The organism is Maribacter algarum (ex Zhang et al. 2020) (genome assembly GCF_005885635.1).
In the GTDB taxonomy this organism is placed as follows: Bacteria; Bacteroidota; Bacteroidia; order Flavobacteriales; family Flavobacteriaceae; genus Maribacter_C; species Maribacter_C algarum.
Genome location: NZ_VATY01000004.1, coordinates 165785 through 190113, shown reverse-complemented (window position 1 = coordinate 190113; position 24329 = coordinate 165785). Strand labels below are relative to the sequence as shown.

The 24329-nt window shown below is 38.8% G+C and carries 10 protein-coding genes; 5 read left to right on the top strand and 5 right to left on the bottom strand.

From position 1 onward, the window contains the following. Positions 1-20: 20 nt before the first annotated feature. Positions 21-8306: a PKD domain-containing protein gene (locus tag FEE95_RS17910; protein WP_171037082.1), complete on the top strand. Its 8286-nt coding sequence runs from the start codon at positions 21-23 to the stop codon at positions 8304-8306. A gap of 53 nt (positions 8307-8359) precedes the next feature. On the opposite strand, the gene FEE95_RS17905 is transcribed toward FEE95_RS17910, so the two are convergent. The 5 genes from FEE95_RS17905 to FEE95_RS17885 all read right to left on the bottom strand — a co-directional run bounded on the left by FEE95_RS17905 (position 8360) and on the right by FEE95_RS17885 (position 16457). Beyond that, positions 8360-9100: a tyrosine-protein phosphatase gene (locus tag FEE95_RS17905; protein ID WP_138659396.1), complete on the bottom strand. Its 741-nt coding sequence runs from the start codon at positions 9098-9100 to the stop codon at positions 8360-8362. A 136-nt stretch (positions 9101-9236) separates the two neighbouring features. After that, positions 9237-11468: a TonB-dependent receptor gene (locus FEE95_RS17900; protein WP_138659395.1), complete on the bottom strand. Its 2232-nt coding sequence runs from the start codon at positions 11466-11468 to the stop codon at positions 9237-9239. Between the two features lie 129 nt (positions 11469-11597). Next, entirely contained in the window at positions 11598-12065 is a 468-nt protein-coding gene (locus tag FEE95_RS17895) for a hypothetical protein (protein WP_138659394.1), read from the bottom strand. Positions 12066-12070: 5 nt separating this feature from the next. After that, positions 12071-16213 (bottom strand): non-ribosomal peptide synthetase, encoded by a 4143-nt coding sequence (locus FEE95_RS17890; RefSeq protein ID WP_138659393.1) that lies wholly within the window; start codon positions 16211-16213, stop codon positions 12071-12073. A 16-nt stretch (positions 16214-16229) separates the two neighbouring features. Next, a complete protein-coding gene (locus FEE95_RS17885; RefSeq protein ID WP_138659392.1) occupies positions 16230-16457 on the bottom strand; it encodes an acyl carrier protein in 228 nt (75 codons plus the stop codon). 417 nt (positions 16458-16874) lie between these two features. On the opposite strand from FEE95_RS17885, the gene FEE95_RS17880 reads away from it, so the two are divergent. From FEE95_RS17880 to FEE95_RS17865, 4 genes are read left to right on the top strand one after another with little or no spacing between them, the layout of a single operon-like run. After that, positions 16875-18146: a HupE/UreJ family protein gene (locus FEE95_RS17880; RefSeq protein WP_138659391.1), complete on the top strand. Its 1272-nt coding sequence runs from the start codon at positions 16875-16877 to the stop codon at positions 18144-18146. Positions 18147-18157: 11 nt separating this feature from the next. Next, positions 18158-22165, top strand: coding sequence for a non-ribosomal peptide synthetase (locus tag FEE95_RS17875; protein ID WP_138659390.1), 4008 nt, complete (start codon positions 18158-18160; stop codon positions 22163-22165). A gap of 26 nt (positions 22166-22191) precedes the next feature. Then, a complete protein-coding gene (locus FEE95_RS17870) occupies positions 22192-23520 on the top strand; it encodes a nucleotide disphospho-sugar-binding domain-containing protein (RefSeq protein ID WP_138659389.1) in 1329 nt (442 codons plus the stop codon). Positions 23521-23528: 8 nt separating this feature from the next. Next, a complete protein-coding gene (locus FEE95_RS17865) occupies positions 23529-24251 on the top strand; it encodes a 4'-phosphopantetheinyl transferase family protein (RefSeq protein WP_171037081.1) in 723 nt (240 codons plus the stop codon). The last annotated feature ends 78 nt before the right edge of the window (positions 24252-24329 follow it).

The following is a 24329-nucleotide window of genomic DNA, read 5'->3' as shown; positions in this document are numbered from 1 at the left end:
TGGTGTTAAGACAATATACTATGGGAATTACTTTAGTGAAAAGTTTATCAAAACAATCCAACTTTCATCTTATATTTTTTAAACGGACAGCTTTTCTTCTATTGATATTGTTCCTTTCAACCTCTATTGAGCACATACAGGCACAATTACCCACGGACTTCCAAAAAGTTGAAATAGCTAGTGGATTATCTAATACCACCACTTTTAAATTCGCACCAGATGGCCGTATTTTTATTCTTGATCGTTATGGAGAGCTTTTAATTTATAAGTCTAGTGAAGGGGTACCAATTTCGGCAGGTACACTCCCCGTATTTCACGAATTGGAAGATGGACTTTTAGGAATAGCCTTTGACCCTAATTTCTCAACAAACAATTTTATTTATCTATATTATTCACCTGCTGGTAGTGCTTTTGAAGGCAATAGAGTTTCTCGATTTACGATGAATGGAGATAATCTTGATTTAAGTTCAGAAATCACCATTTTACAGTGGCCTACAAATCGAGTTGCCAAGTATCATTCTGGCGGCGATATGGATTTCGATTCTCAGGGAAATTTATACATCGCTACTGGCGATAACACAACTTATCCGAATACCTATACCGCAATTGCTTCTACCAATACAAATACGGCAAATAATAATATAGCTACAGCGGAGAAATCATCTTCGAATACCAATGATTTACGTGGGAAAATTTTACGTATAACTCCTCAATCAAATGGCACCTACACTATACCAATTGGTAATCTATTTCCTGGAGGCACAGGTGGTTTGGCGGAAATATATGTAATGGGTGCAAGAAACCCTTATAAGATTTTTGTTGATGACCAGGCCAATGATTGGCTCTATTGGGGTGATATAGGGCCTGACGCACCAAACGCAAGTTCTTTAGGTCCCTCAGGAAGAGATGAATTAAACCTGACTAAAAATGCTGAGAATGCGGGTTGGCCTTATTTTTTAGGAAAGAACAATGACCCATATCAAATCGTATATAATGGCTTACCTTCTTTTTATAACAACCCACTTGCACCTGTTAATACTTCTGTTTTTAATACAGGGGCTGTAAATCTTCCTGCAGCGCAACCAGCTTGGATGGATTTTGATAATAAAAGTTATTTAGCAGGTTTTAGATACTACTATGACAATAGTCTTCCAGATGCTCAAAGATTACCTATTGAATTTGATGAAAAATTCTTTTTCTATGATTTCAATTCTAGTAAAATTTGGGTGGTAACCCTGAATCCTGATGGGAGTATTGTAGAAGATACAAGTAGTATAGGAGTCGTTCCTAGATTTGCTCCTTCAGAATTTCCGACAGCCACTGAGGGTTTCATAGATATGGAGCTAGGTCCTGATGGCAAAATGTACATTTTAGCCTATGGTGTGCCCTGCTGTGGCTCTGATTCAGGCCCCACGGGAAAATTAATTCGAGTCGATTTCACAGGAATTGTTTCAAATGGTCCACCAGTTGTACAACTTAGCGCTACCCCTACGAATGGGGATTTGCCCTTAGTGGTCAATTTTTCAAGTGCAGGTACAATCGATCCTGATGGAGATTCACCTTTGACATACGAATGGGATTTTGACAGCAATGGTACGATTGATTCTACGGAACCCAATCCTACTTATACCTATACTACAGCGGGAACTTTTAATGCCCAACTAAGAGTAAAGGATGGTAACCCTACTAATGGTGAAAGTATAAAAAATGTTACCATATATGCAGGAAATAATCTGGCAGAATTTTCTATTAACTCCCCTGCGAATGGTGGTTTTTTTAATTGGGGAGATGATGTAAACATTGATATCATCGTAGAAGATAATGAGGAAGGATCAATTGATTGCAATCAGGTAATACTAACACCTGGTTTTGGACATCTAAATCATGTACATCCAGAATCCACTTTGGATGGCTGCCCTCAAACCTTGACTCTACAAGCAGATGCAAATCATGGTACCGATGGCGAATTGGATATTTTTGCTTCAATCTCAATGGAATATACTGACACAGGCGGTTTGATATCAAGGGATTTACTCCAACTTCACCCAAAAAGGAAAGAGGCGGAGTTTTATGATACACAAGGTGGAACAAGCATAATCTCTAATAATGACCCTACTGAAGGAGGCCAAGAGGCACTTCGAGTAAATGCAGGAGGATTTATATCTTTTGCCGGAAGAAATCTTCAGAATATTACCGCTGTAAAGTACAAAGTCGCAGCATCGGCATCAGGTGGAAGTATTGAGCTACGACTAGGAAGTGAAACAGGAACTCTATTGGCTACAACACCAGTTCCAGCAACTGGTGGGCCCAGTAATTGGGTAAATGTAGAATCAAACCTTGTGGATCCGGGAGGGCAAAACGATTTGTTTTTTGTGTTCAACGGGTCTGGACCAAATATTGTTGATTTAAACTATGTAGAATTTATTGGGGCTGGAGTGTCCATTGATAATTCTCCTCCAAACATAGAATCATTTATTGGTTTAAGTACGACTCAGACTTTAATAAACTTTAATGAATATATTTCTCAAGCGTCCGCTGAGAGTTTATCAAATTATTCTATCAATAATGGTATTTCTGTACTTTCGGCAGTTTTACAATCAAATGGAAGGTCAGTTCTATTAAGTTATGATCAGCTAACAAATGGAACAACATATCAATTAACTCTTCAAAATATTGTAAATACAGCAGGTTTATCTATAACCCCTCAAGTACTCGCTTTATCTGTTTTTGACCCTATAGCAATTAATGCTGGGGGACTTGCTGAATCCGCCACTCCAAACAACTTTGATGCGGATCAGTATGCAACAGGTGGGAGTTTATTCACTAATAGTACTGCAATTGCCAATACTGGTGATGATGCAATCTATCAAACAGAACGTTTTGGCAACTTCTCTTATAACATTCCGGTTTCGGAATCTGGAGAATATGATATCCGATTGCATTTTGCTGAGTTGTATTTCGGTTTGCTTGATGGAGGTACTGGAGGCGTTGGTAGTAGGATTTTTAATGTTACCATAGAAGGAAATCCGGTATTAACGGACTTTGATATCTCTAGTGAAGTTTCACCGGCAACTGCCTTGCAAAAGGAATTTGATAATATTTCGGTTACAGACGGATTTGTAACCATTGAGTTCACCTCGGTAGTGGAAAATCCAAAGGTTTCGGCAATTGAGATTTTGCCTTCTAATACTTTTGATACAAATCCAAATGCCTCGATTACAATTAATGCACCTTCCGAAGGAAATGATGTAAACCAGAACTTTGATGTTTCATTTAGCGTTGATAATTGGACAATTGCCGAAGGGAATACACATATGCATTACTTTATAGATGACGTCATGGTTGGTCCGCATTATAGTTATGAGCCAATTTCTATAGAAGGATTAGGCTTAGGAAGTCATACGATTAAACTAGAACTTTTCAATATAAACCATACGGGCACTGGAATTTTTGATGAGGTGACAGTTAATGTTACAAGTGCTGTTACGTGTAATTCTAGTCCATTCCCGAATCAGTGGGCCGTAAAACAACTTGAAACTTCATCATTACCCTATCGTTCAGTATATACTTTCCCAGAACACGATTTGGATGGAGATGGATTAAAAGATATTGTAACTGGGGGTTGGTGGTACAAAAACCCAGGTTCGGTTTCAGGAAATTGGGTGAGAAACACTATTGGAAACACATTCAATAATGTCGCATGGGTTCACGATTTTGATAGTGATGGAGATATGGATTTATTAGGAACAACCGGCACGTATACTGGAGCCGATTTGGTTTGGGCTCAAAATAATGGCTCAGGTGTTTTTACCGTATTTTCTAATATCCCTTCGGGGAACACGACCTATTCTGAACCATTTTTAGCTGGCATTGCAGGTGGAGTATTTACAGTTGGAGGACCGTATCAAATGGCAATAAATTGGAATGGAGCAGAAGCAACCGGATCTCCAATGCAAATGTTGACTCCAACGGTTGATCCAACTTCGGGAATATGGTCTCTTGTTGATATTCCAAATGCCGTTTCAACGGGAGAGGATTTGCAAGTCGGAGATATTGATCAGGATAATGACCTAGATTTGTTTCAAGGAGTCAATTGGGTTCGTAATAATGGATCCAATGGATGGGAAACTTTTTCAACAGGAATTAGTTACGTAACAACCCCGGATAGAGCGCAATTGGCTGATTTTGATAAAGATGGTGATTTAGATGCCGTTGTGGGACAACTCGGATTAGGTTCATCCAGTTCAGAACGCAATCAATTAGCTTGGTTTGAAGCTCCTTCAGATCCTACACAACCCTGGATAAGAAGAGTTTTAGATACTGATGTTCGTGGTAGTCTAAGTGTTTCAGCTGCCGATATTGATTTTGATGGAGATAAAGATATTATAGTCGGGGAGTGGCTTGGGCAATATCGCTTGCTTGCCTTTGAAAATGACCTTTGTGATAGTGGCACTTTTGTTAAGCGAACCATCAATTCAGGTATTGCAGGACAGGAACATCATGATGGTGCCCGGGTAATTGATATTGATAATGATGGCGATTTAGATATTGTCTCAAATGGATGGGTGAATAATTTCCCCAGAATTTACGAAAACACTTCTATACTAAATACCCAGTCTCCAACAGCTGATGCAGGTTCGAATCAGAGTATTGATTTACCGACAAGTAGTATCACGTTGAACGGTACGGGCACGGATCCCGATGGCGGTTCGATAACTGGATATGAATGGACACAACAAAGTGGCCCGAACACGGCATCCCTATCAGGTGCTACGACGACGGAACTAACTGCGGACAATTTAGTGGAAGGTACCTATGTCTTCCGATTGACGGTCACTGATGATGAGGACGAGACCGGTTTCGATGAGGTATCGGTAACGGTAAACCCTGAAGTCATTCCAGGCGGTTTTACACTCCGTATCAATACAGGTGGTGTTGCTACGAACTATTCTGGAGAGGACTTTATCGCCGATCAGTTCTCTGATACTGGAAGTACACTCGATAGGCCGCAGACGGGTCTTCCCGAACCGTATCAGTCCTTCCGTTTCAGTAGGTCCCAGGTTATGGGTTATGCTATTCCGGTTACCGATGGGGAATACACTGTGCGCCTTCATTTCGCCGAACTGTGGTTCGGGGCTACTGGCGGAGGTACTGGCGGAGTAGGAAGTAGGGTATTCGATGTGAGCATCGAAGGGCAATTGGTCGAGGACGACCTCGATGTTTTCGCTGAGGTAGGTGCGGATGCGATGTTGGTCAAAACCCATACTGTAAATGTTACCGGTGGAGTACTGAACATAGATTTCTCTGCCTTGGCAGCAGTAGGTGGCAACAGACATCCAATCATAAATGCGATCGAAGTCTTAGGCACAGGCAGTACGAGTCAAACTCCAATGGCCGATGCCGGTCCTGATCAAGATTTTGACCTTCCGACAAATAGTGTGACACTTAACGGTTCGGGAACCGACCCAGATGGCGGTTCCATAACAGCTTACCAATGGACGCAGCAGAGCGGTCCGAATACAGCGACCCTATCAGGAGCTACCGCACCAGACCTTACGGCCAGCAATTTAGTGGAAGGCACATATATATATCGTCTGACGGTCACCGACGATGAGGATGAGACAGGATTCGATGAGGTATCGGTAAGCGTAGGCCCTGAGTTCATGGGCAACCCGGATGAGCTATGGCTTGAGGCCGAGTGTGCTACGGTAGGTTCGAACTGGAGCGTTATCGATGATGTCTCCGCATCGGGAGGGCAGTACCTGCTGGCCCCCACAGGGAATAACTACAATTCGGCACCAACGGATGCAGGGTCGATTATCTCGTACAATTTTACCGCGGAGTCTGGGACTTATAGGATTTATGCACGTGTGAGCGTCCCGAGCCAGGAGGACGATAGTTTCTGGGTACGGGTCAACAATGGTAACTGGCTGCGTTGGAACCTTATACCCGGCAATAGCAGTTTCAGCTGGCACCAGGTACATGATAGGGAGAACAATACCGTTTTCCTGACCTTCGACCTTCCAGAGGGAGCCAATACAATAGACATAGGCCATCGCGAAGACGGCGCAGGTATCGACAAACTATATGTGGCGAAGACTACAAACATCCCAAATGGATTTGGGGCTGTTGATGCAAATTGTGTTACGACTTCGGAACCGCCAATTGCTAATGCAGGTTCAAATATGAGTATTACCCTTCCTACAAATAGCATTGTTCTAAACGGCTCAGGGAATGACCCAGATGGAGGTTCTATCGCAACTTATCAATGGACACAGGAAGATGGGCCAAATACTTCTTCTTTATCAGGAGCTTCCACTGCTGATTTAACAGTAAATAATCTGATAGAAGGAACTTATGTCTTCCGTTTGACAGTTACTGATGATGAGAATGAGACTGGTTTTGATGAAATTAGTGTGGTTATAAATCCTGAGGTTGGTACCCAGTCTCCAACAGCTGATGCAGGTTCGAATCAGAGTATTGATTTACCGACAAGTAGTATCACGTTGAACGGTACGGGCACGGATCCCGATGGCGGTTCGATAACTGGATATGAATGGACACAACAAAGTGGCCCGAACACGGCATCCCTATCAGGTGCTACGACGACGGAACTAACTGCGGACAATTTAGTGGAAGGTACCTATGTCTTCCGATTGACGGTCACTGATGATGAGGACGAGACCGGTTTCGATGAGGTATCGGTAACGGTAAACCCTGAAGTCATTCCAGGCGGTTTTACACTCCGTATCAATACAGGTGGTGTTGCTACGAACTATTCTGGAGAGGACTTTATCGCCGATCAGTTCTCTGATACTGGAAGTACACTCGATAGGCCGCAGACGGGTCTTCCCGAACCGTATCAGTCCTTCCGTTTCAGTAGGTCCCAGGTTATGGGTTATGCTATTCCGGTTACCGATGGGGAATACACTGTGCGCCTTCATTTCGCCGAACTGTGGTTCGGGGCTACTGGCGGAGGTACTGGCGGAGTAGGAAGTAGGGTATTCGATGTGAGCATCGAAGGGCAATTGGTCGAGGACGACCTCGATGTTTTCGCTGAGGTAGGTGCGGATGCGATGTTGGTCAAAACCCATACTGTAAATGTTACCGGTGGAGTACTGAACATAGATTTCTCTGCCTTGGCAGCAGTAGGTGGCAACAGACATCCAATCATAAATGCGATCGAAGTCTTAGGCACAGGCAGTACGAGTCAAACTCCAATGGCCGATGCCGGTCCTGATCAAGATTTTGACCTTCCGACAAATAGTGTGACACTTAACGGTTCGGGAACCGACCCAGATGGCGGTTCCATAACAGCTTACCAATGGACGCAGCAGAGCGGTCCGAATACAGCGACCCTATCAGGAGCTACCGCACCAGACCTTACGGCCAGCAATTTAGTGGAAGGCACATATATATATCGTCTGACGGTCACCGACGATGAGGATGAGACAGGATTCGATGAGGTATCGGTAAGCGTAGGCCCTGAGTTCATGGGCAACCCGGATGAGCTATGGCTTGAGGCCGAGTGTGCTACGGTAGGTTCGAACTGGAGCGTTATCGATGATGTCTCCGCATCGGGAGGGCAGTACCTGCTGGCCCCCACAGGGAATAACTACAATTCGGCACCAACGGATGCAGGGTCGATTATCTCGTACAATTTTACCGCGGAGTCTGGGACTTATAGGATTTATGCACGTGTGAGCGTCCCGAGCCAGGAGGACGATAGTTTCTGGGTACGGGTCAACAATGGTAACTGGCTGCGTTGGAACCTTATACCCGGCAATAGCAGTTTCAGCTGGCACCAGGTACATGATAGGGAGAACAATACCGTTTTCCTGACCTTCGACCTTCCAGAGGGAGCCAATACAATAGACATAGGCCATCGCGAAGACGGCGCAGGTATCGACAAACTATATGTGACGAAGACCACGAAACTGCCTAGTGGTCTTGGAGATAATGCATTAAATTGTTCGAGTAGTGGAAAACGAGCTGGTATAGTTGATGCCAGCGAGAGCTCAGCGGTTATTGCTGAAACCGATTCTTCTTTTGTAATACCTATACTATATCCAAACCCCGCTAAGAATGCTGTTACGGTACAAACGGTATCTACAACTGATATATCTAAAATTCATCTTTTTGATCTTACAGGAAAAATAATAAAGAGTTATGAAGGAGTTAAGCTGAATACTTCCTCAGATGGAATAGAATTGGATTTAACAGATGTTGAAAACGGAATCTATATGATGACTATAGTACCTAAATCTGAAATGCCTTATCGACTAAAATTGATTGTAAAAAAATAAAAGAATTAGAGTGAAAGCATATGTAAGTTGAGCTTTCACTTTTGTCAATATTGCTATTTGAAGTGAGTAGTTGTATTTTCAATAATAGGACTCAACAGTTTTATCATTTTCTTATTGGTAGTCAATTTTTTTAGGGAATTCAATTGATTCATGTTATGAATATCAGATCCTATAAAGTCTATCATTCCTTCTTCTACAAGTCTGAAAGCCATTTTCTGTACTTCTTTACCATAGAATTCTCCCAATGAAAGCATATTTAGCTGGAAGAGTATTCCTTGTTGCTTGAATTCATTGTATTTACGAGTTCTTCCATGTAAAAAATTATAACGCTCTGGATGCGCCAATACTGGGAAAAATCGATTGCTGGTTATAGCAATAATAGACTTGTCAAAGTTTATTGGTCTTTGTAAATAACTCATTTCAACAAGCAAATGCTCATGAGCTAATGGCATTACTTCCTTTTTCTCAAGAATTGTTTCGAAATTATCATCAATCATATGCTCTGCAGAAGCTTGAATATTTATAGCTCCTAATCCATTTTTGTGTAACTCAGCCTTAAGAATTTGTAAAGAATCCTTTATAGTTGATGGGCTATTATCATGATAATTGTGCATGATATGAGGGGTAGCAATGAAGTCACTAACTCCAAACTCTGAAAAACCTTTAAGTAAAGCTATTGAATCATCCACAGTTTGCGCACCATCATCAATGCCGGGTAATATATGATTATGTATATCGATAAATCCTTCGAGAAGGTCTATTAGATATTTTTTCTTACTAAAAAAATTTACCATTAAATTTTGCTTGGTCTATAAAAATACTACAATACCTTAACATTAATTGTACCAGTTTAGTATTCTCAATCATTTTGAAATAACCCGATTTCAATAGTATCCGCTAGGATACTATTGAAAAGGCTATATAACCACTTTAGAATGAAACGGATATTTTCCCTCTAAGATAAAATGGTGTCCCAGGGGTAAAGTGAATCTCCTCAAAAGAATTCGGCTCATTCAGTAACCTACTTTCAGTGGCAAATTGAGTTTCATTCCACTCTTGGTCAAATAAATTCTCAACTATAACACCAAATGTCCAATTATTCCAAGCGTAATTGAGATTTAAATCTGTTATGAAATAACCCTCGGCAACAATTGAATTGTCTTCATTTGCAGGTCTATCCTTTATAAAACGATAATTAAGACCCCCAGAGAAATTACCTAAATCTCTAAAAGATAGTCCACCGGAAGAAGTTAGGTCAGGGGATAAAGGGATAAAGTCTTGTCCCTCGGGCTCTTCGGTACTTCTTGCATAGGTATAATTGATATCTCCATTGGCGTATAACCAATCGGTTAATTGATATCGCAGTCCAAAATCGACTCCATAACGACGCGTTTTACCACTTGGTTCTACGATGGCGGCATCTCCAACATAAACAAATTCTTGTTCCAGGAAAAGACTCCATAGAGCCGCATTTACAACCAATTTTTTCGATGGTTTAATGATTGCCCCTAAATCTGCAGAGTACGCAGCAGGCAGAATATCTTCACCGCTGTTTGCGACTACCACTCTTGTATCGTTGGAATGATATCCAATTCCAGTTTTTCCGAATATTTGAAGGTTAGGAGAAGCGGCATAAATAACGTTCAACTTAGGCCCAACAAATATCTTATTTTCGCTTTTACTATCATATGTTTCCGACAATAGATTCACATAATCAAATTTGAAATAGTCTAATCGAAGTCCTGGGTTGATGGTCCATTTGTTCTTTTTGTAGGTTAGATTTAAAAATCCGTAACCATTCAATTCATCGACATTCCCATAGGCTAACCTTTCTAGCAATTCTTGCCTGTTTTTAGTTCGCGATAATTGAACATCATTGACGTCATCATAGCGAAAGCCTAATCCGGTTTCATATCTCAATTGCGAATCATGATCACCAACATGAACAGAATGTTCGTAAACCGTTTCTGCTCCTATAATTGTTCGATCTTCTTTCTGACGGATTTGATCGGCATTTACCGGATCCTCCAAGAAAAATGTAAAATTCGAAAACAATTCAAAATCGTATTTTGAAATATATGCTTTGGATTTCACTTTTGAATGTTCATCCAACTGTTTGCTATGATTTACCCAAAAATTAGATCGGCTTGTATTACCCCCCTCAGTATCGTCAATTGCCCCAAAACGGGTTATTAAACCTTGATCAATTGCACGCTGCGGCACTTGACCTGATGCATCCCATTTACTTTGGAAGTGGGAAATTGAAAGGCTGAGTTCTTGGTCTTCGTGATTGTTGAAATTATACCTTCCCATTAAGTTCAAACGATTAAAGTTTTGTGGTGATTCAAAAGCTCCATCGGTAAGAACCAATTCCGAAGCGACATATGCATTACTGTTATCTCCCTCGGTTATTTTAAACATTCCTACTGTTCTGATTGTATTGAACATTCCTGCCTCAAGCGACAACTGATTATCATCGATACGGGACTTTGTTTTCAAATCTACATATCCTGCCGTATTAAAATTTCCCTTATTTGCATAATATGCCCCTTTTCCAAAGTCAATGTTTTCGATAGTTTCTGGAATAATAAAGTGCATATCTGCATAACCTTGTCCGTGAGCATGAGAAACCATATTTACAGGGAGTCCGTCCACGTCAATTGTAATATCTGTTCCGTGGTCTATATCAAACCCTCTCAGGAAAATCTGCTCTGCTTTTCCACCACCTGCGTGCTGACCAATAATCAACCCAGGAACCTTCCGGAGAATCTCTTGAGATGATTTGACTGGGTTTGCTTTCACATCAATATTGACCAACTGACTTAATGCATTCACCTTTGAAACAATAACTACCTGATCCAATGAAACGGCAGCTTCTTCAAGTATAATATTTATGTTAGCATCAAGCTGATTTTCGGTTATCGTGATTTCTTGGGTTTTGAAACCTAAACTATTGATGATAATTAGATCTCCGACGGATATGTCGTCTAGCTCAAAATAACCGGCAACATTCGTATAGGTATAACCTCCTGTAGTTTTGTTAAAGACACCAACTCCATCAATTGGAATATTGTCCTGATCCACAACGGTGCCGCTAAGTTCATGTGCACTTACTATTGTTGTAAGACTGAAGAATAAAAAATATAATAATGAATTTTTCATTTTGATTTTTTTGTGGGATTTACAACACCATTAATGAAAGGCATGCTTGTGCATGACCACCACTTACGATGTTTAATTTAATTTGTAAAGAAATTGGGTAGAACCCTTTGAGCGCTATAATTAGAAGCTCTAGATAAGGAAGTATTGTGGAGGTTCTTTCAAACTTTTTCGATGCCCTGACTCCAATTTATCCTGGGTGAACCAAAATTTTTCTGGAACCGATATTGTAAAATGTTTTTGAATATGAAACTGATACGTAGTTATATGTTTATCAATTTTATTTTGGGTAAAAAGAGAATCTTCAGCTCCATCATTTTCATCAAAAGCCTTAAAGACTGAATCAAAGAAATCTACCAATATGTGTTCATGGGTTATATCATCAACATGATAGTCTATGTGGTCATAGGATTGGTGGTCATAGCTTGAATTTGGGCTATGCGACATTACATAATTTGGAATTTCAAGCGCATGCGAAACCTCATGAAAAATAATACTAATTTGTTTTTGCATTGGATTCAACAAATAGCAAAGACCTATCAGCAATGCTAAACGTTTTATAAGAAATGGCTTTAAGCCTTTTAAGAATCCTTTTTGCATGTTTGTTAGTCCTCCAATAGTGCTACAAGTGTTTGCTCGATATACTTCGCGTATTCTGCTATTGTTGGAAGTTCAAATATTTTGTTCAACGGGAATTTCATTTCAACCTCTTCATTAATTCTTGCCGTCACTCGAATTGCCGCCAGCGAATGCCCCCCCAAAGCAATGAAGTCATCATGAACACCTACCTGTTTCAGTCTCAAAACCTCTTTCCAAATTGAGGCCAAAAGTTCTTCGATTTCACCTTCAGGAGCGACAAATGGCGTCTCCATCTCCAACTGGGAATTGTTTAAAGCTTTGAGTGCGGTTTTATCTACTTTTCCGTTTGCTGTTAAAGGCAATTCATCAATGTGTTTGAAATGAGTTGGCACCATATGGGCAGGAAGCTCTTTCTTCAAGTGATTTGCTAGTTCAGCAGAGCTAATTTTTTGTTTTCCAGTATAATAACCTACCAAACGCTTTTGTTCTAACTCGCTTTCACTTGATTCGGTATATCCGATTTCTTCCATTATACGTTTCACCTCGACTTCGTCAATGACTTCATTGATTTCTTCCAGTGTTTCCGTTCTGGTTTTGTGCCCCATACGGACATCCCAACTGTAGGGAAAGGAATAGTTGCTATAGCCTCTTTCTTTTTTATGTACATAGATGCCCAATTGATTAATAGTACAATTTGTTGAGCGCCCTGTGTCTGTTGGTCTAACCCAATCTACCTTCTCCTTTAAGAATTTTAGCATTTCCTCCAGCGTTACATCGGTATAACGGTAGAAGTCAACAAACTGGACCTTATCAAAAGTTTCATCCTTAGTAAAAGCAGAGACATCCATCAGCTCTTTAACGGCATCTTCTTCTTGATGGTATAACTTTCTTGCTTCAAGAATAGTATCGTCAATTTTAGCTACATCTGCATTTTCATCCCAAAATAATTCTTCGGTCAAGCGAGTTTCGAAAAACTGCCCACGAGAAAGACCTGTAACAACGAATGGTATTTGTTTATCTAAAGCTATTTGAGTAGCTAGAGTATAAATCGTTTTAAAACAACCGTTACATACATTATGATGGCGGTGAAGGCTGTCAACGAATATCTTGTTCATATGTTCAGTAGTCCCATAGATATGATCCACATTTAACTTACTTACAATACGATTTATGTTACCCTTTGCTTGGTCAGATATATATCCATTATCTAATGTGAATGCAAGCACTTTTAAGCCCATATTGATAAGTTGGGCAAGGATATAAGTGCTATCTTTTCCACCACTTAAAAGAGAAATACAGTCGTAATTCGGACTTTGTCCTCTTTTCGATATTAATATTTTTTGAAGCTCATCTTCGGTTTTAAAATATTTCTGAGCCTGTTCTTTATATCCTTTAAATGCATTACATACATGACAAACTCCGTATTCATCAAAGTCTGTATTTGGATAGTTAGATGGTAAACCACAATCAGAACAGTTAATTACTTCATTTTCTGGAATTGCTTTTTCATTCTCAATAAGCACTACAGCGGTATTTTCAATACTATTGTGCTTTAGCAAGTTAGCCTCTATATCTGATAATTCAATACGGAAGCCTTTCAGTTTTACCTGTTCATCTACTCGGCCCAAGTATTCATATTCACCCTCAGAATTGATTCGGGCTAAATCACCGGTGTGATATATTTTATCATTTGAATCAAAAGGATTTGGTATAAACTTTTCAGCCGTCAATTCTGGCAAATTTAAATATCCTTTAGCTAATCCTTCTCCACCCATAAACAATGAACCGATTACACCATCGGGCACTAAGTTCATGTAGTCATCAAAAATGTAAGCTTTTGAACCATAAATAGGCCTACCAATGGGCACCGAAGTATCAGTGTGCTTGTCTTTGTTGAATTTAGAAACAATACAGCCTACTGTCGATTCTGTTGGGCCATATTCGTTGAAAATTCTTAGGTCCTTTCCAAATCTACTTTGAATGCCCACAGCGATTTTGGTTTTAAAGTCTTCACCGCCAACAATCATTGTTCTGATTTGAGAGTCTGTATTATCATTCCCTTGAATTAAAGCCAAATGCGATGGGGTGAGTTTTATGCTATTGACTTTGTTTTCTTCTAATACTTCCATTAACGAAATATCAGGACCATGACCACTTTCTTTATAAACCTCTATTGCGCCTCCCGTAATCAAAGGCAGGAATGTTGATGTGATGGTTAGATCAAACCCTATAGAAGTAAACAATGGGAAAACAAAAGGTTTATCACTCTTGTAGAATGATTTTGCCCACGATAAATAGTTGGCCAAAGAACCGTGCGAAATCAGCACTCCTTTAGGGTTTCCAGTTGAGCCCGAAGTATATAAAACATATGCTAAATCCTCTTTTTGAATCGCAATGTTCAGGTCAGTGGAACTCATTTCATCAATTTCGGACTGATTCTTTTCTAAAGATAAGATGGGAGTTGAGCCTCCTTCAATTTCATTTTCAAGTCCGGAATTTGTTAATAGCAAAGCACAATTTGCATCTGAAAGAATGAATTTTACCCGTTCCACAGGTTGATCTGAAGAAATTGGTATAAAACTAGCTCCTACTTTTAAAACCGCAAGAACACTCACTATATAGTCTATAGAACGATACATGTGAATTCCGACCTTTTGTCCTTTTTCAATGCTACATTTTCTTAAGAAGGCTGCCAATTGATTTGACTTCTCATCCAGTTCTCGATAGTTTAAGCTATTTTCTTTTTGTGTTATGGAGGTATGGCTTGAAACAGATTTAGTGATAGTAGCAAACTGATTCAAAATGAGATTTTGAGAAGGCTTGTCAGTACCAATAACTATTTTACTTTCTATTTCTTCATTAGATAATAAACTTGATTTTCCAATAGGCGAATGAATGTCACTCAAAAAGGCATCCATTAGATTCAGGAAATGTTGCGGAACTTTGTCAATGGTTTTTTCATCAAAAACGCTATGATTTAAATCAAACAAGAGTTCTAGTTCTCCGGTATCATCAAAATCGACTACATGACAACGCATTTGGTGTGATATATCGATATGACCCGGGTGCATCCATTCTGATTGTACTTCGAAACCATTAAAATCAGAAAAGCTAGCACTGATAAAATTCAAAATGCTGTTAAAGCTTCCACTTATTTCTGGCGTAACCATACCTGGTTGGGCATTCCGCAAGTAATTGCCGCTTTCTAGTTTTATCCGATTTAGAACATCAAAAAATGTATCCTCATCATTAAAATCAACCCCAATTGGGAATATCTCTATAAATAGTCCGACAGTTTCTTTGAAAGGTCTATTTGCTCTGTTGTGCATTGGTGCTCCAAAGGAAATGGATTTTTGACCACTCACCCGATGAAGGAATGAGGCATAGATGGTAGCGAACAAATTGAATAACGTCAAGTTTTGTGTCCATCCTTTAATTTCTGGATTTTCTGCTAATTTTTTAAGCTTTTCAGAACGTTCAGTACCTAATTTTAAGGTTACTCGGGTTGATTCAGTAGTTTTCTTAAGATAGCGAGCTCCATATAAATATGGATTTCCTTTGATTGATTCAACCTTATCTTTCCAATATTTTTTAATATCGTCATGGTCAGAATTTAATCGTTCTCCTTTCTCGAAATCAATATAGGACTGAAACTTTGGAAAATCCAATACTTCATCAGTAGTATTCTCACTGAGACCAGTATAAATTGCTGAAAGATTTTTGAATATTAAGGTTGCTGAAACCGCATCTGTAATTAGATGATGCATATTAAGAAACCAGATATACTTTTCTTCGCCCACTTTTAGTAAGGCGGTATCAAATGCTTTTTTAGAAAGATCAAGCTTGTTTTGGGATCTGTTACGAAGCCATTCTTTGATATCGGCTTCTGCCCAAGTGGAGCAATCTACCACATCTGTAGTATGCTCTAATTCTTCTAGAATAAACTGAAACGGAATTCCATCTTCTTCTCCAAAATTTATTCGCAATACATCTATTTTATTTACAAGGCTTTGAAAAGCATTTTGAAAAATAGGCTCATCAATCCTTCCAAAGATTTTGAAAGAATGTGTCGTATTATGTAAAGGTGTATTTGGATTAAGCTTTTGACCTGCCCACAGCTGTAACTGGCTTTGGGTTAGCGATAAAGCATTTTCATTTCTTTCTTCCATAGAATAACTTTGGTCTCTAGGCTGAAAAATAAAGGGCTATCTTTTCAACAGTTTTGAAATTCTCAAGAGTCATATCCTCTGTTGGAACACGCTTCTTAAACTGTTTTTCAAGAAAAAGGATGAGTCTCATCATTCCCATAGAATCTACAATTCCATTTTCCAAAAGGTTATCTTCAGAATCTATTTCTAGCAATGGTTCTGTCGTAATTTCATTCTTGATGAAAGCTATTATTTTTTCGTTCATTATAGTTGGAGCTACTTTTATCGCAGCAGATAGTCAAAATGTGTAGGTAACATCATTTATAGACTAAAAGATAACGACAAAAAACATAAAAAATTCTAAAGGCAAAGTTAGGCCATCGATATTAAGTACTGCTAAAAACTGTTAGTTAATGAACTACGATATGCGTTCAGTCATCGAAAAATTAACATTTTTACAACCAATACTTTAAAATTGTCCCATATTTACCTTGGTATTTTAAGACTTACGTTTTTAACGTCGCTTTGGGTTATACCTTATTGTATATTTTTAGACAATAGATTCTATTTATGCCGAAACGTTGCGTCAGCGTCCGTTTTATTACTAATTTTATAAGGAAAAATAGCCACCCTGAATTGTACGCTATTTATTTTCTTATTTGATTCAAATAAAAAAATAACTATGAAAAAACTACTTCTGCTCATTCTTTGGGCTTTTCTGCTGTTTCCTATTTTAACATTTTCACATCAACCAAATCAAAGTATCATCTACATGCGTGTTTATGAAGAAGCAGGTATTGATGCACGTTTTGAGATTAATGTGAATCAACTCAATGATGCTTTTGGACTTAGCTTACCTAAATATCCTGAGTGGGAGGATGTAGAACCTCATGTCGAAATGATTAAGACCTATTTGTTGAAGACAAGTTCATTTTCATCCAAATATGGGAAGCACAAAATTATTTTTACGGAAGATGATACGTCCATGGTTTGGACCAGTTTTGGTTTTTTTGTAAAAATTCCTTTCCATTTGGAGAACTCTGAGACTTTGCCTGATGACTTAGTCGTGACGTATTCTGCTTTTATCAATGAAATACCGAATACAAGAAATTTGCTAACCATGGAGTATAATTGGAAAGCAGGCTTAGTGAACAACGAAACAATGTTCGCTTTGGATTTTACAAAAGGTAAGGTTACTAAAACACTTGATTTAACTGAAAAGTCTTATTGGAAAGGCTTTGTTGCCATGGTGGAACAGGGGATTTGGCATATTTGGATAGGTTTAGACCATATACTCTTTTTACTTGCCTTGATTTTACCATCTGTTGTGCGCCGCTCAAAACCTGCGTTGGTAGGTGGCGATATTGAGGTTGGTGAAAGTAAATTTAATATATGGGGCTGGGAACCAGTCAAGAAATTTAGACCAGCCTTTATGTACATTTTAAAAATCGTTACGTTCTTCACAATTGCGCATACCATTACGCTGAGCTTGGCCGCGTTGAATATAATTGTTTTGCCTTCTCGATTGGTAGAGTCAATTATCGCCTTGTCAATTGGTTTGGCAGCCTATCACAATATAAAACCCATATTTAAAGGAAAAGACTGGTTGATTGCTTTTGTATTCGGTCTTTTTCATGGCTTCGGATTTGCTAGCGTTATGGGCGAGTTAGGATTTAAAGGAGAGTTTTTGACCCTCACTTTATTAGGATTTAATATCGGAGTTGAAATAGGTCAAGTATTAATTATCGCTCTGATTTTCCCTGTACTTTATTTCTTAAGAAAATTGAAATTATACCCAAAACTTCTAGTCTATTTGTCTGGACTTCTAATCATAATTTCGCTGTACTGGCTATTTGAACGTGCTTTTGACATCGATTTACCATTGGACGAAAGTATTCGAACTTTTGGTGGTGATATTTTAAGGGCCTTAGGACTCAGAAGCCCCGTGGAATAAAAGTTTGCTACTTGAAAAAAGAAAAAGAATTACAAAAAGACAAGGCTTCATTGCTAAGTCAATGGAAGTCGAAGAATAAATCTGAAGCTGGTTCCCCTAAGATACTTAAAGCGCCGGTTGATGCTGTCATTCCTTTATCCCATGGTCAGCGAAGATTGTGGTTTTTACAACAGTTATATCCCGAAAGTCCATTTTACAATTATTCAGAACGTTATGTTTTTAAAGGAAAATTAGATACGGAAAAGCTCTTGAAAGCATTAGAGCTGGTATGTGATAATCATGATATACTCCGTTCAACATATCATATGGAGGATGGTGAACTTTTTCTCAAAGTTGAGCCTTCAGCTAACATTAAGGTTACGCACCATGACCTAAGCAATCTGGATGAAACGGAAGCAGAGGAATCCGCGAAGGAGCTTATGTTAACAGATGCGCAGTATTCTTTCAACCTTTCCAAACATCCGATGGTTCTTGTTTCTTTGATTAAGATTCATGCAACAAAACATGCTTTGTTGCTAACCTTACATCATATTTCTACTGATAAGTGGTCAATGGGGGTGTTACGAAAAGAATGGGCAGAACATTACAAGTCATTATGTTCAGATGCTGTAATGGATCACTTGAATTCGAGTATTAAATATTCGGACTTTACGTACTGGCAACAAAATCAAGATATAGATTCGAATCAACTGAACTACTGGAAAGAAAAGTTGTCCGGTGATATTCCATATATCAATCTTCCTACGGATTTCCCAAAACCAGCTGAACCAAGTTTTAAGGGGGGGGCGAGTCCAACACAGTTCTTTACTAAAGAATTATCTACTTCCATCCTCGAATTAGCAAAAGAGTTAGAAGTAACACCTTATGTCTTATTTCTTTCCGTTTATTACACCTTACTTTTTAGATATAGTGGTCAAAAAGATATTCTTATAGGCTCCCCTGTTGCTAGCCGGGATCAAAAGGCACTTGAAAATCTTATCGGATTTTTCAATGATACCGTGGTTCTGAGAACAGACCTTTCTCCAAACATGCCTTTCAAAGAATTAGTGAAACAGGTAAAGCAAACCACATTGGACGCCTTTTCAAACAAGGATGTGCCCTTTGATACCTTGGTAAAAGAACTGAAACAAGAACGTTCACTTTCGATAAATCCTTTTTTCCAGGTAATGTTTTTGTACCATGCGGTACCCAAAACGCCCTCCTTTGGAGCTGAACTTACTTTAGAACACGGATTTTTTGATGCAGGAGTATCAAAGTTTGACCTTACACTTTATATTTCTGAGGAAGAAGGAATACTATCCTCCACTTTTGAGTATACCAGTGATTTGTTTGAGGCAACTTCCATCGATAGATTTCAAGAGCATTTTAAAAATCTTTTGGAGGGAATCGTTAAAAACTCAAATCGATCTATTTCTGAAGTCCCTATGCTTACTGAAAAGGAAAGTAAGTTTTTTAACCTTCAGCATTCTAAAGTTGAAAATCCTTTCGCCGATTATTCCGGTATTCATGATATCATTTCTGATATAAGTTCTAAACATCCTGAAAATATAGCTGTTAGCTACATGGATGATAAGATGAGCTATAAAAAACTGAATGATAAGGCAGCTTTACAGGCGAAAAAAATCCTCAATAAAACTAAAAATAGGAACGAGATTGTTGGCTTATGTATTGACCGCTCTCTTGACATGATTGTAGGTATGCTTGCCATATTAAAGGCAGGTTGTGCGTACGTGCCAATAGATCCAAAATACCCCGCTCAGCGCATTGATTTCATGCTTACTGATGCTGAGGTGAATATTGTTGTTACGCATTCAGAACTATGCCATTTGTTCTCGAATTTTGATAGTCATTTGATATCGATTGATTCTTCGGATAGTATTGATGGTATCCAGGAAGAGCTTCCGAAAGTGGAGGAGAACGATTTGGCATATATGATTTATACTTCTGGGAGTACAGGAAACCCTAAAGGCGTTCCCATAACACATAAGAACATCATCAATTCCACGGGTGGTAGATTGGAATTTTACAATACAAATCCGGAGGTATTTTTGCTGATGTCCTCCATTTCCTTTGATAGCTCAAAAGCGGGTATCTTTTGGACACTTTGTACAGGAGGAAACCTAATAATCGCGGAAAACCGTATTGAACAAGATATTTCTAGAATAGAAGAAGTGATTGCTCAAAATGGCGTGAGTCATACGCTAATGCTGCCGTCGCTTTATAATTTAATTTTAGAACATGGAAATACTTCTAAACTGAAAAGTTTAGACACTGTTATGGTTGCTGGTGAAGCATGTCCAGTATCCTTGTGCGCAGCACATTTTGAAAAATTCGATGCTGTTGAATTGTATAATGAATACGGCCCTACTGAGGCTACTGTTTGGTGTATTGCTCATAAAATTGTGAAAGAACATTTAACGGCAACTGTCCCGTTAGGAAAAGCCGTGGCAAATGCAGAAATCTATCTTTTAGATGAATTTTTGAACAGGGTTCCCCTCGGTGCCGTAGGTGAAATATATGTTGGTGGAGTTGGGCTTTCTGGAGAATATTATAAGAGACCAGAATTAACGTTAAAAGCATATGTGGAAAATCCTTTTGGGAATTCTCCCAAAGATAAATTGTATAAGACTGGGGATTTAGGAAGATATCGTTCAGATGGCACCATCGAATTTTTAGGGAGGTCGGACCAACAGGTCAAAATACGTGGTTATCGCATTGAAATCGATGAAATCGAAAGGACCATTCAAGAATATAATGATCTGAAGCGGGTTGTTGTACTGGTGGAGACCTTTGGAGACAACGATTCGAAACGTTTAGCAGGTTATGTGACAGCTGATGTTAATTTGGATGTCAAAGAACTCAAAACATATCTAAAGGACCGATTGCCAGATTATATGGTTCCTAGCTTAATAATTCAGGTTGAAGAAATTACCACTTTACCGAATGGAAAAATCGATAAACTCGGTTTACAAAAGCTTCGAATTGAAGAATCAGTACTGAACTCTGAAGAATTGATTTTACCAGCCAATGATTTGGAATCGAAATTATTGGATCTTTGGAAAGAAGTACTCCAAATGGATACTATTAGTACAGATGATAACTTTTTTGATTTAGGGGGAGATTCTATTCTAAGTATTCAGTTCATTTCAAAAGCCAAAAAGGAGGGAATGCTGCTTTCCCCCAATCAAATATTTGATTATCAGACCATTTCGAAATTAGCAGATTTCTTAGCTTCCAAGAAAACCCAAGACCAAGAATGGGATTATTTAGTTGCTTTGCGTAAAGAAGGCTCGAAGAATCCTCTCTTTTGTATTCATGCCGGAGGAGGGCATATTTTCTTCTATAATGTCTTAACTAAGCATATAGATGCAAATCGCCCCATCTATGCTATTCAAGCCTCGGGTGTTTACGCTGAAAAAGGTATTCATGAAAGTATAGAGCAAATGGCCACTGACTATCTCAGAGCAATGCGTAATTTACAGCCTGAGGGGCCTTATAATATTATGGTGTATTGTTTCAGTGTCGCTGTAGGTCACCAAATGGCCAAGCAGCTAAGTGAACAAGGGCAGGTTGCCAATTTGATTGTAATGGACACTATGGCTGACCCCTGGAACTTGAATACCCCCAAACGTTTGAAAATGCGCGTCAAAGGCTTTTTGAAGCGCTCTTTAAGGAATCCTGTTAAAACCCTTGTTGCTATGGTTTCAACGAGATGGGTCCACTACAAATCAAGGTTTTCCAAAGCTAGGGCAACTCCTGAAGAAAAGGCACTGCTAGAAATGAATGCTAACTTAGGAAAGATTTGTAAAGTATATGACTGGAATCCAGTAAGTGGTCAGGTGGCAATCATACTTACCGATAAAGAAGAAGAAAGCATAAATACCGAGATTGTAGAATCATGGCAGACTTTGGTATCCGGAGAAGTCAAGGTAGCTCGAACGAAGGGGGCTCACATAAATTTATTTGAAGAACCAGACGTTAAAGAGGTTTCTGCCAGAATAGACGAGTTCTCGGTTTAAAAGAATATCATTTCTAAAATTAATAAATGCATATAGCGGTTGCAGCACCAAGTTTAACAGGTCGGCTTCATTCAACCTTCGCTTTGGTTTCGAGGTTGGAGATAGAAGGTCATAAGGTTACCTACCTTTGTTCCGCTGAAATTGCTAAAAAAGTACATAAACAGGGATTTAGCTACGTTGAAATCCCAGAAATCAATTTCTACTTTGATGATTCCGAGCAAGTTGTGCAGTATTCATTGTTTGCCAGATTCAAATTCCATTTCATGAATTTGGGCAAACATTACAAAAGAGGAAAGAGAATATTACATCTCGAGGAATATAAAAAGATTATTATCGAGCTCAATCCGGATAGGATTATTATAGATGTGGAATTGCATGACATTATTTTCCCCGCACTGGCGACTAAAATTCCTGTCATATTGTGCCATACTTGGTTTTCAGATAAAATTGATGTGAAATTACCCTCAATTCGTACTTCAATTATTCCCGGTCAAGGATTTAGTGGAAGCAAGCTGGGTATATCCCTTTCTTGGGTTAAGATGAGATTAATGGTTTACGGTAGATTATGGATTAACAAACTCACTTTTAACAACTACCGAAGAGAGGTCTTTCGAAAATATGCCAAGGAAATTGGATTTTCGAGAAATAACCTATTGCTCAATACGCTTCCACCGTTGTATAGTTTTAACAAATTACCCATTTTGACTTTGGCGATGCAAGAAATGGAATTTCCTCATACGCCAGCAAATAATCTTAGGTATTTAGGTCCCATGGTGTTTGAAAATAGGATAGGTATAAATTCGAATCTGGATACAGAAAACCGGATATCGAAAGTTTTAGCACTAAAAGAAAACTCAAGCAAAAAACTTATTTATTGCTCTGTAAGTAGTTTTGTCAAAGGTGATGTATCCTTTTTGAAAAAAGTAATTGAAGCTGTAAGTGATGAGGAGAATTGGCTTTTGATAATGACCTTGGGTGGTAATATAAATCCAGAATTATTAGGAGCAATTCCTGAGAACATATTTTTGTTTAGTTGGGTGCCGCAACTCAAGGTACTAGAAAAATCAGATTGCAGTATTAATCATGCCGGAATAAATAGTATTAATGAATGCTTGCATTTCGCGGTGCCTATTTTAGCCTATTCAGGAAAGTTTTTTGATCAAAATGGCAACGCTGCTAGGATAGCTTACCAAGGAATGGGCCTTCGGGGAGATAAGGATATGGACACAAGTGAAACGATACGGCATAATATAGTACGAATTTTGACTGAAGCTTCATTCAAGAGCAAGATGATTGAAATGAATGAGCTCTATCAAGAGTATCGTCAAAGAGAAATAACTCCTTTTCTAAATTAATGGAGGAAATGGAATTAAAGAAAAAAAGCCTTACTGATAAAACAATCCATTTCTGGTATTGTGATTTCAATCAAAATAAGAACAGGCTTGACTCTTTTCATTCCATACTTTCGACTGATGAACGCGCTCGCAGTGGAAAATTCAAATTTGAAAAGGACAGAGATTGCTATATTATTTCCCGCGGGATTCTAAGACTTTTATTAGGAAGTTATCTGGATATGAAGGCAAAGGATATAAAGTTTAAATACACCTCCTATGGAAAGCCAATCCTTGATTTTGAAAGTAACTTAAAGTTCAACGTATCCCATTCAGGAAATAGGGCTGCTTTTGCCTTCTTCAGGAACACTGAAATAGGAGTTGACATTGAAAAAATAAAATATGATTTCGATGTTTTGGAATTAGCACAGAATTTCTTCTCTAAAAAAGAGATTGAAGTCTTAGAGAGACAATCCGAAGAAAATTTGCCCGCGGCTTTCTTTCGCTGTTGGACACGAAAAGAATCATTTATCAAAGCAGAAGGCAGCGGACTCTCATTTCCCTTGGATAAGTTTGCCGTTTCCTTAGAAAATGATGAAGAGGCAAAACTATTAGAAACTCAATGGAATTTAAAAGAGAAAGTCGAATGGAACTTGTTTTCCTTTAAACCAGCTTCGGATTATATTGCTGCAGTGGCGGTCAGAAATCATGTTACGAAAATCTCATATTACGATTGGGATGAATTGAGTTCATAAACCTCGCTCACAACTTCTTCTTAAAATTATCTTAAAACTATTCCCATGGTACTGTTTTCAGTTCGTGGAATTGATGCT

What these genes read in the sequence shown, in the direction of transcription:
- FEE95_RS17910 (WP_171037082.1), top strand. Translation starts at nt 21, where the DNA reads ATGGGAATTACTTTAGTGAAAAGTTTATCAAAACAATCCAACTTTCAT.
- FEE95_RS17905 (WP_138659396.1), bottom strand. Translation starts at nt 9,100, where the DNA reads ATGGTAAATTTTTTTAGTAAGAAAAAATATCTAATAGACCTTCTCGAA.
- FEE95_RS17900 (WP_138659395.1), bottom strand. Translation starts at nt 11,468, where the DNA reads ATGAAAAATTCATTATTATATTTTTTATTCTTCAGTCTTACAACAATA.
- FEE95_RS17895 (WP_138659394.1), bottom strand. Translation starts at nt 12,065, where the DNA reads ATGCAAAAAGGATTCTTAAAAGGCTTAAAGCCATTTCTTATAAAACGT.
- FEE95_RS17890 (WP_138659393.1), bottom strand. Translation starts at nt 16,213, where the DNA reads ATGGAAGAAAGAAATGAAAATGCTTTATCGCTAACCCAAAGCCAGTTA.
- FEE95_RS17885 (WP_138659392.1), bottom strand. Translation starts at nt 16,457, where the DNA reads ATGAACGAAAAAATAATAGCTTTCATCAAGAATGAAATTACGACAGAA.
- FEE95_RS17880 (WP_138659391.1), top strand. Translation starts at nt 16,875, where the DNA reads ATGAAAAAACTACTTCTGCTCATTCTTTGGGCTTTTCTGCTGTTTCCT.
- FEE95_RS17870 (WP_138659389.1), top strand. Translation starts at nt 22,192, where the DNA reads ATGCATATAGCGGTTGCAGCACCAAGTTTAACAGGTCGGCTTCATTCA.
- FEE95_RS17865 (WP_171037081.1), top strand. Translation starts at nt 23,529, where the DNA reads ATGGAATTAAAGAAAAAAAGCCTTACTGATAAAACAATCCATTTCTGG.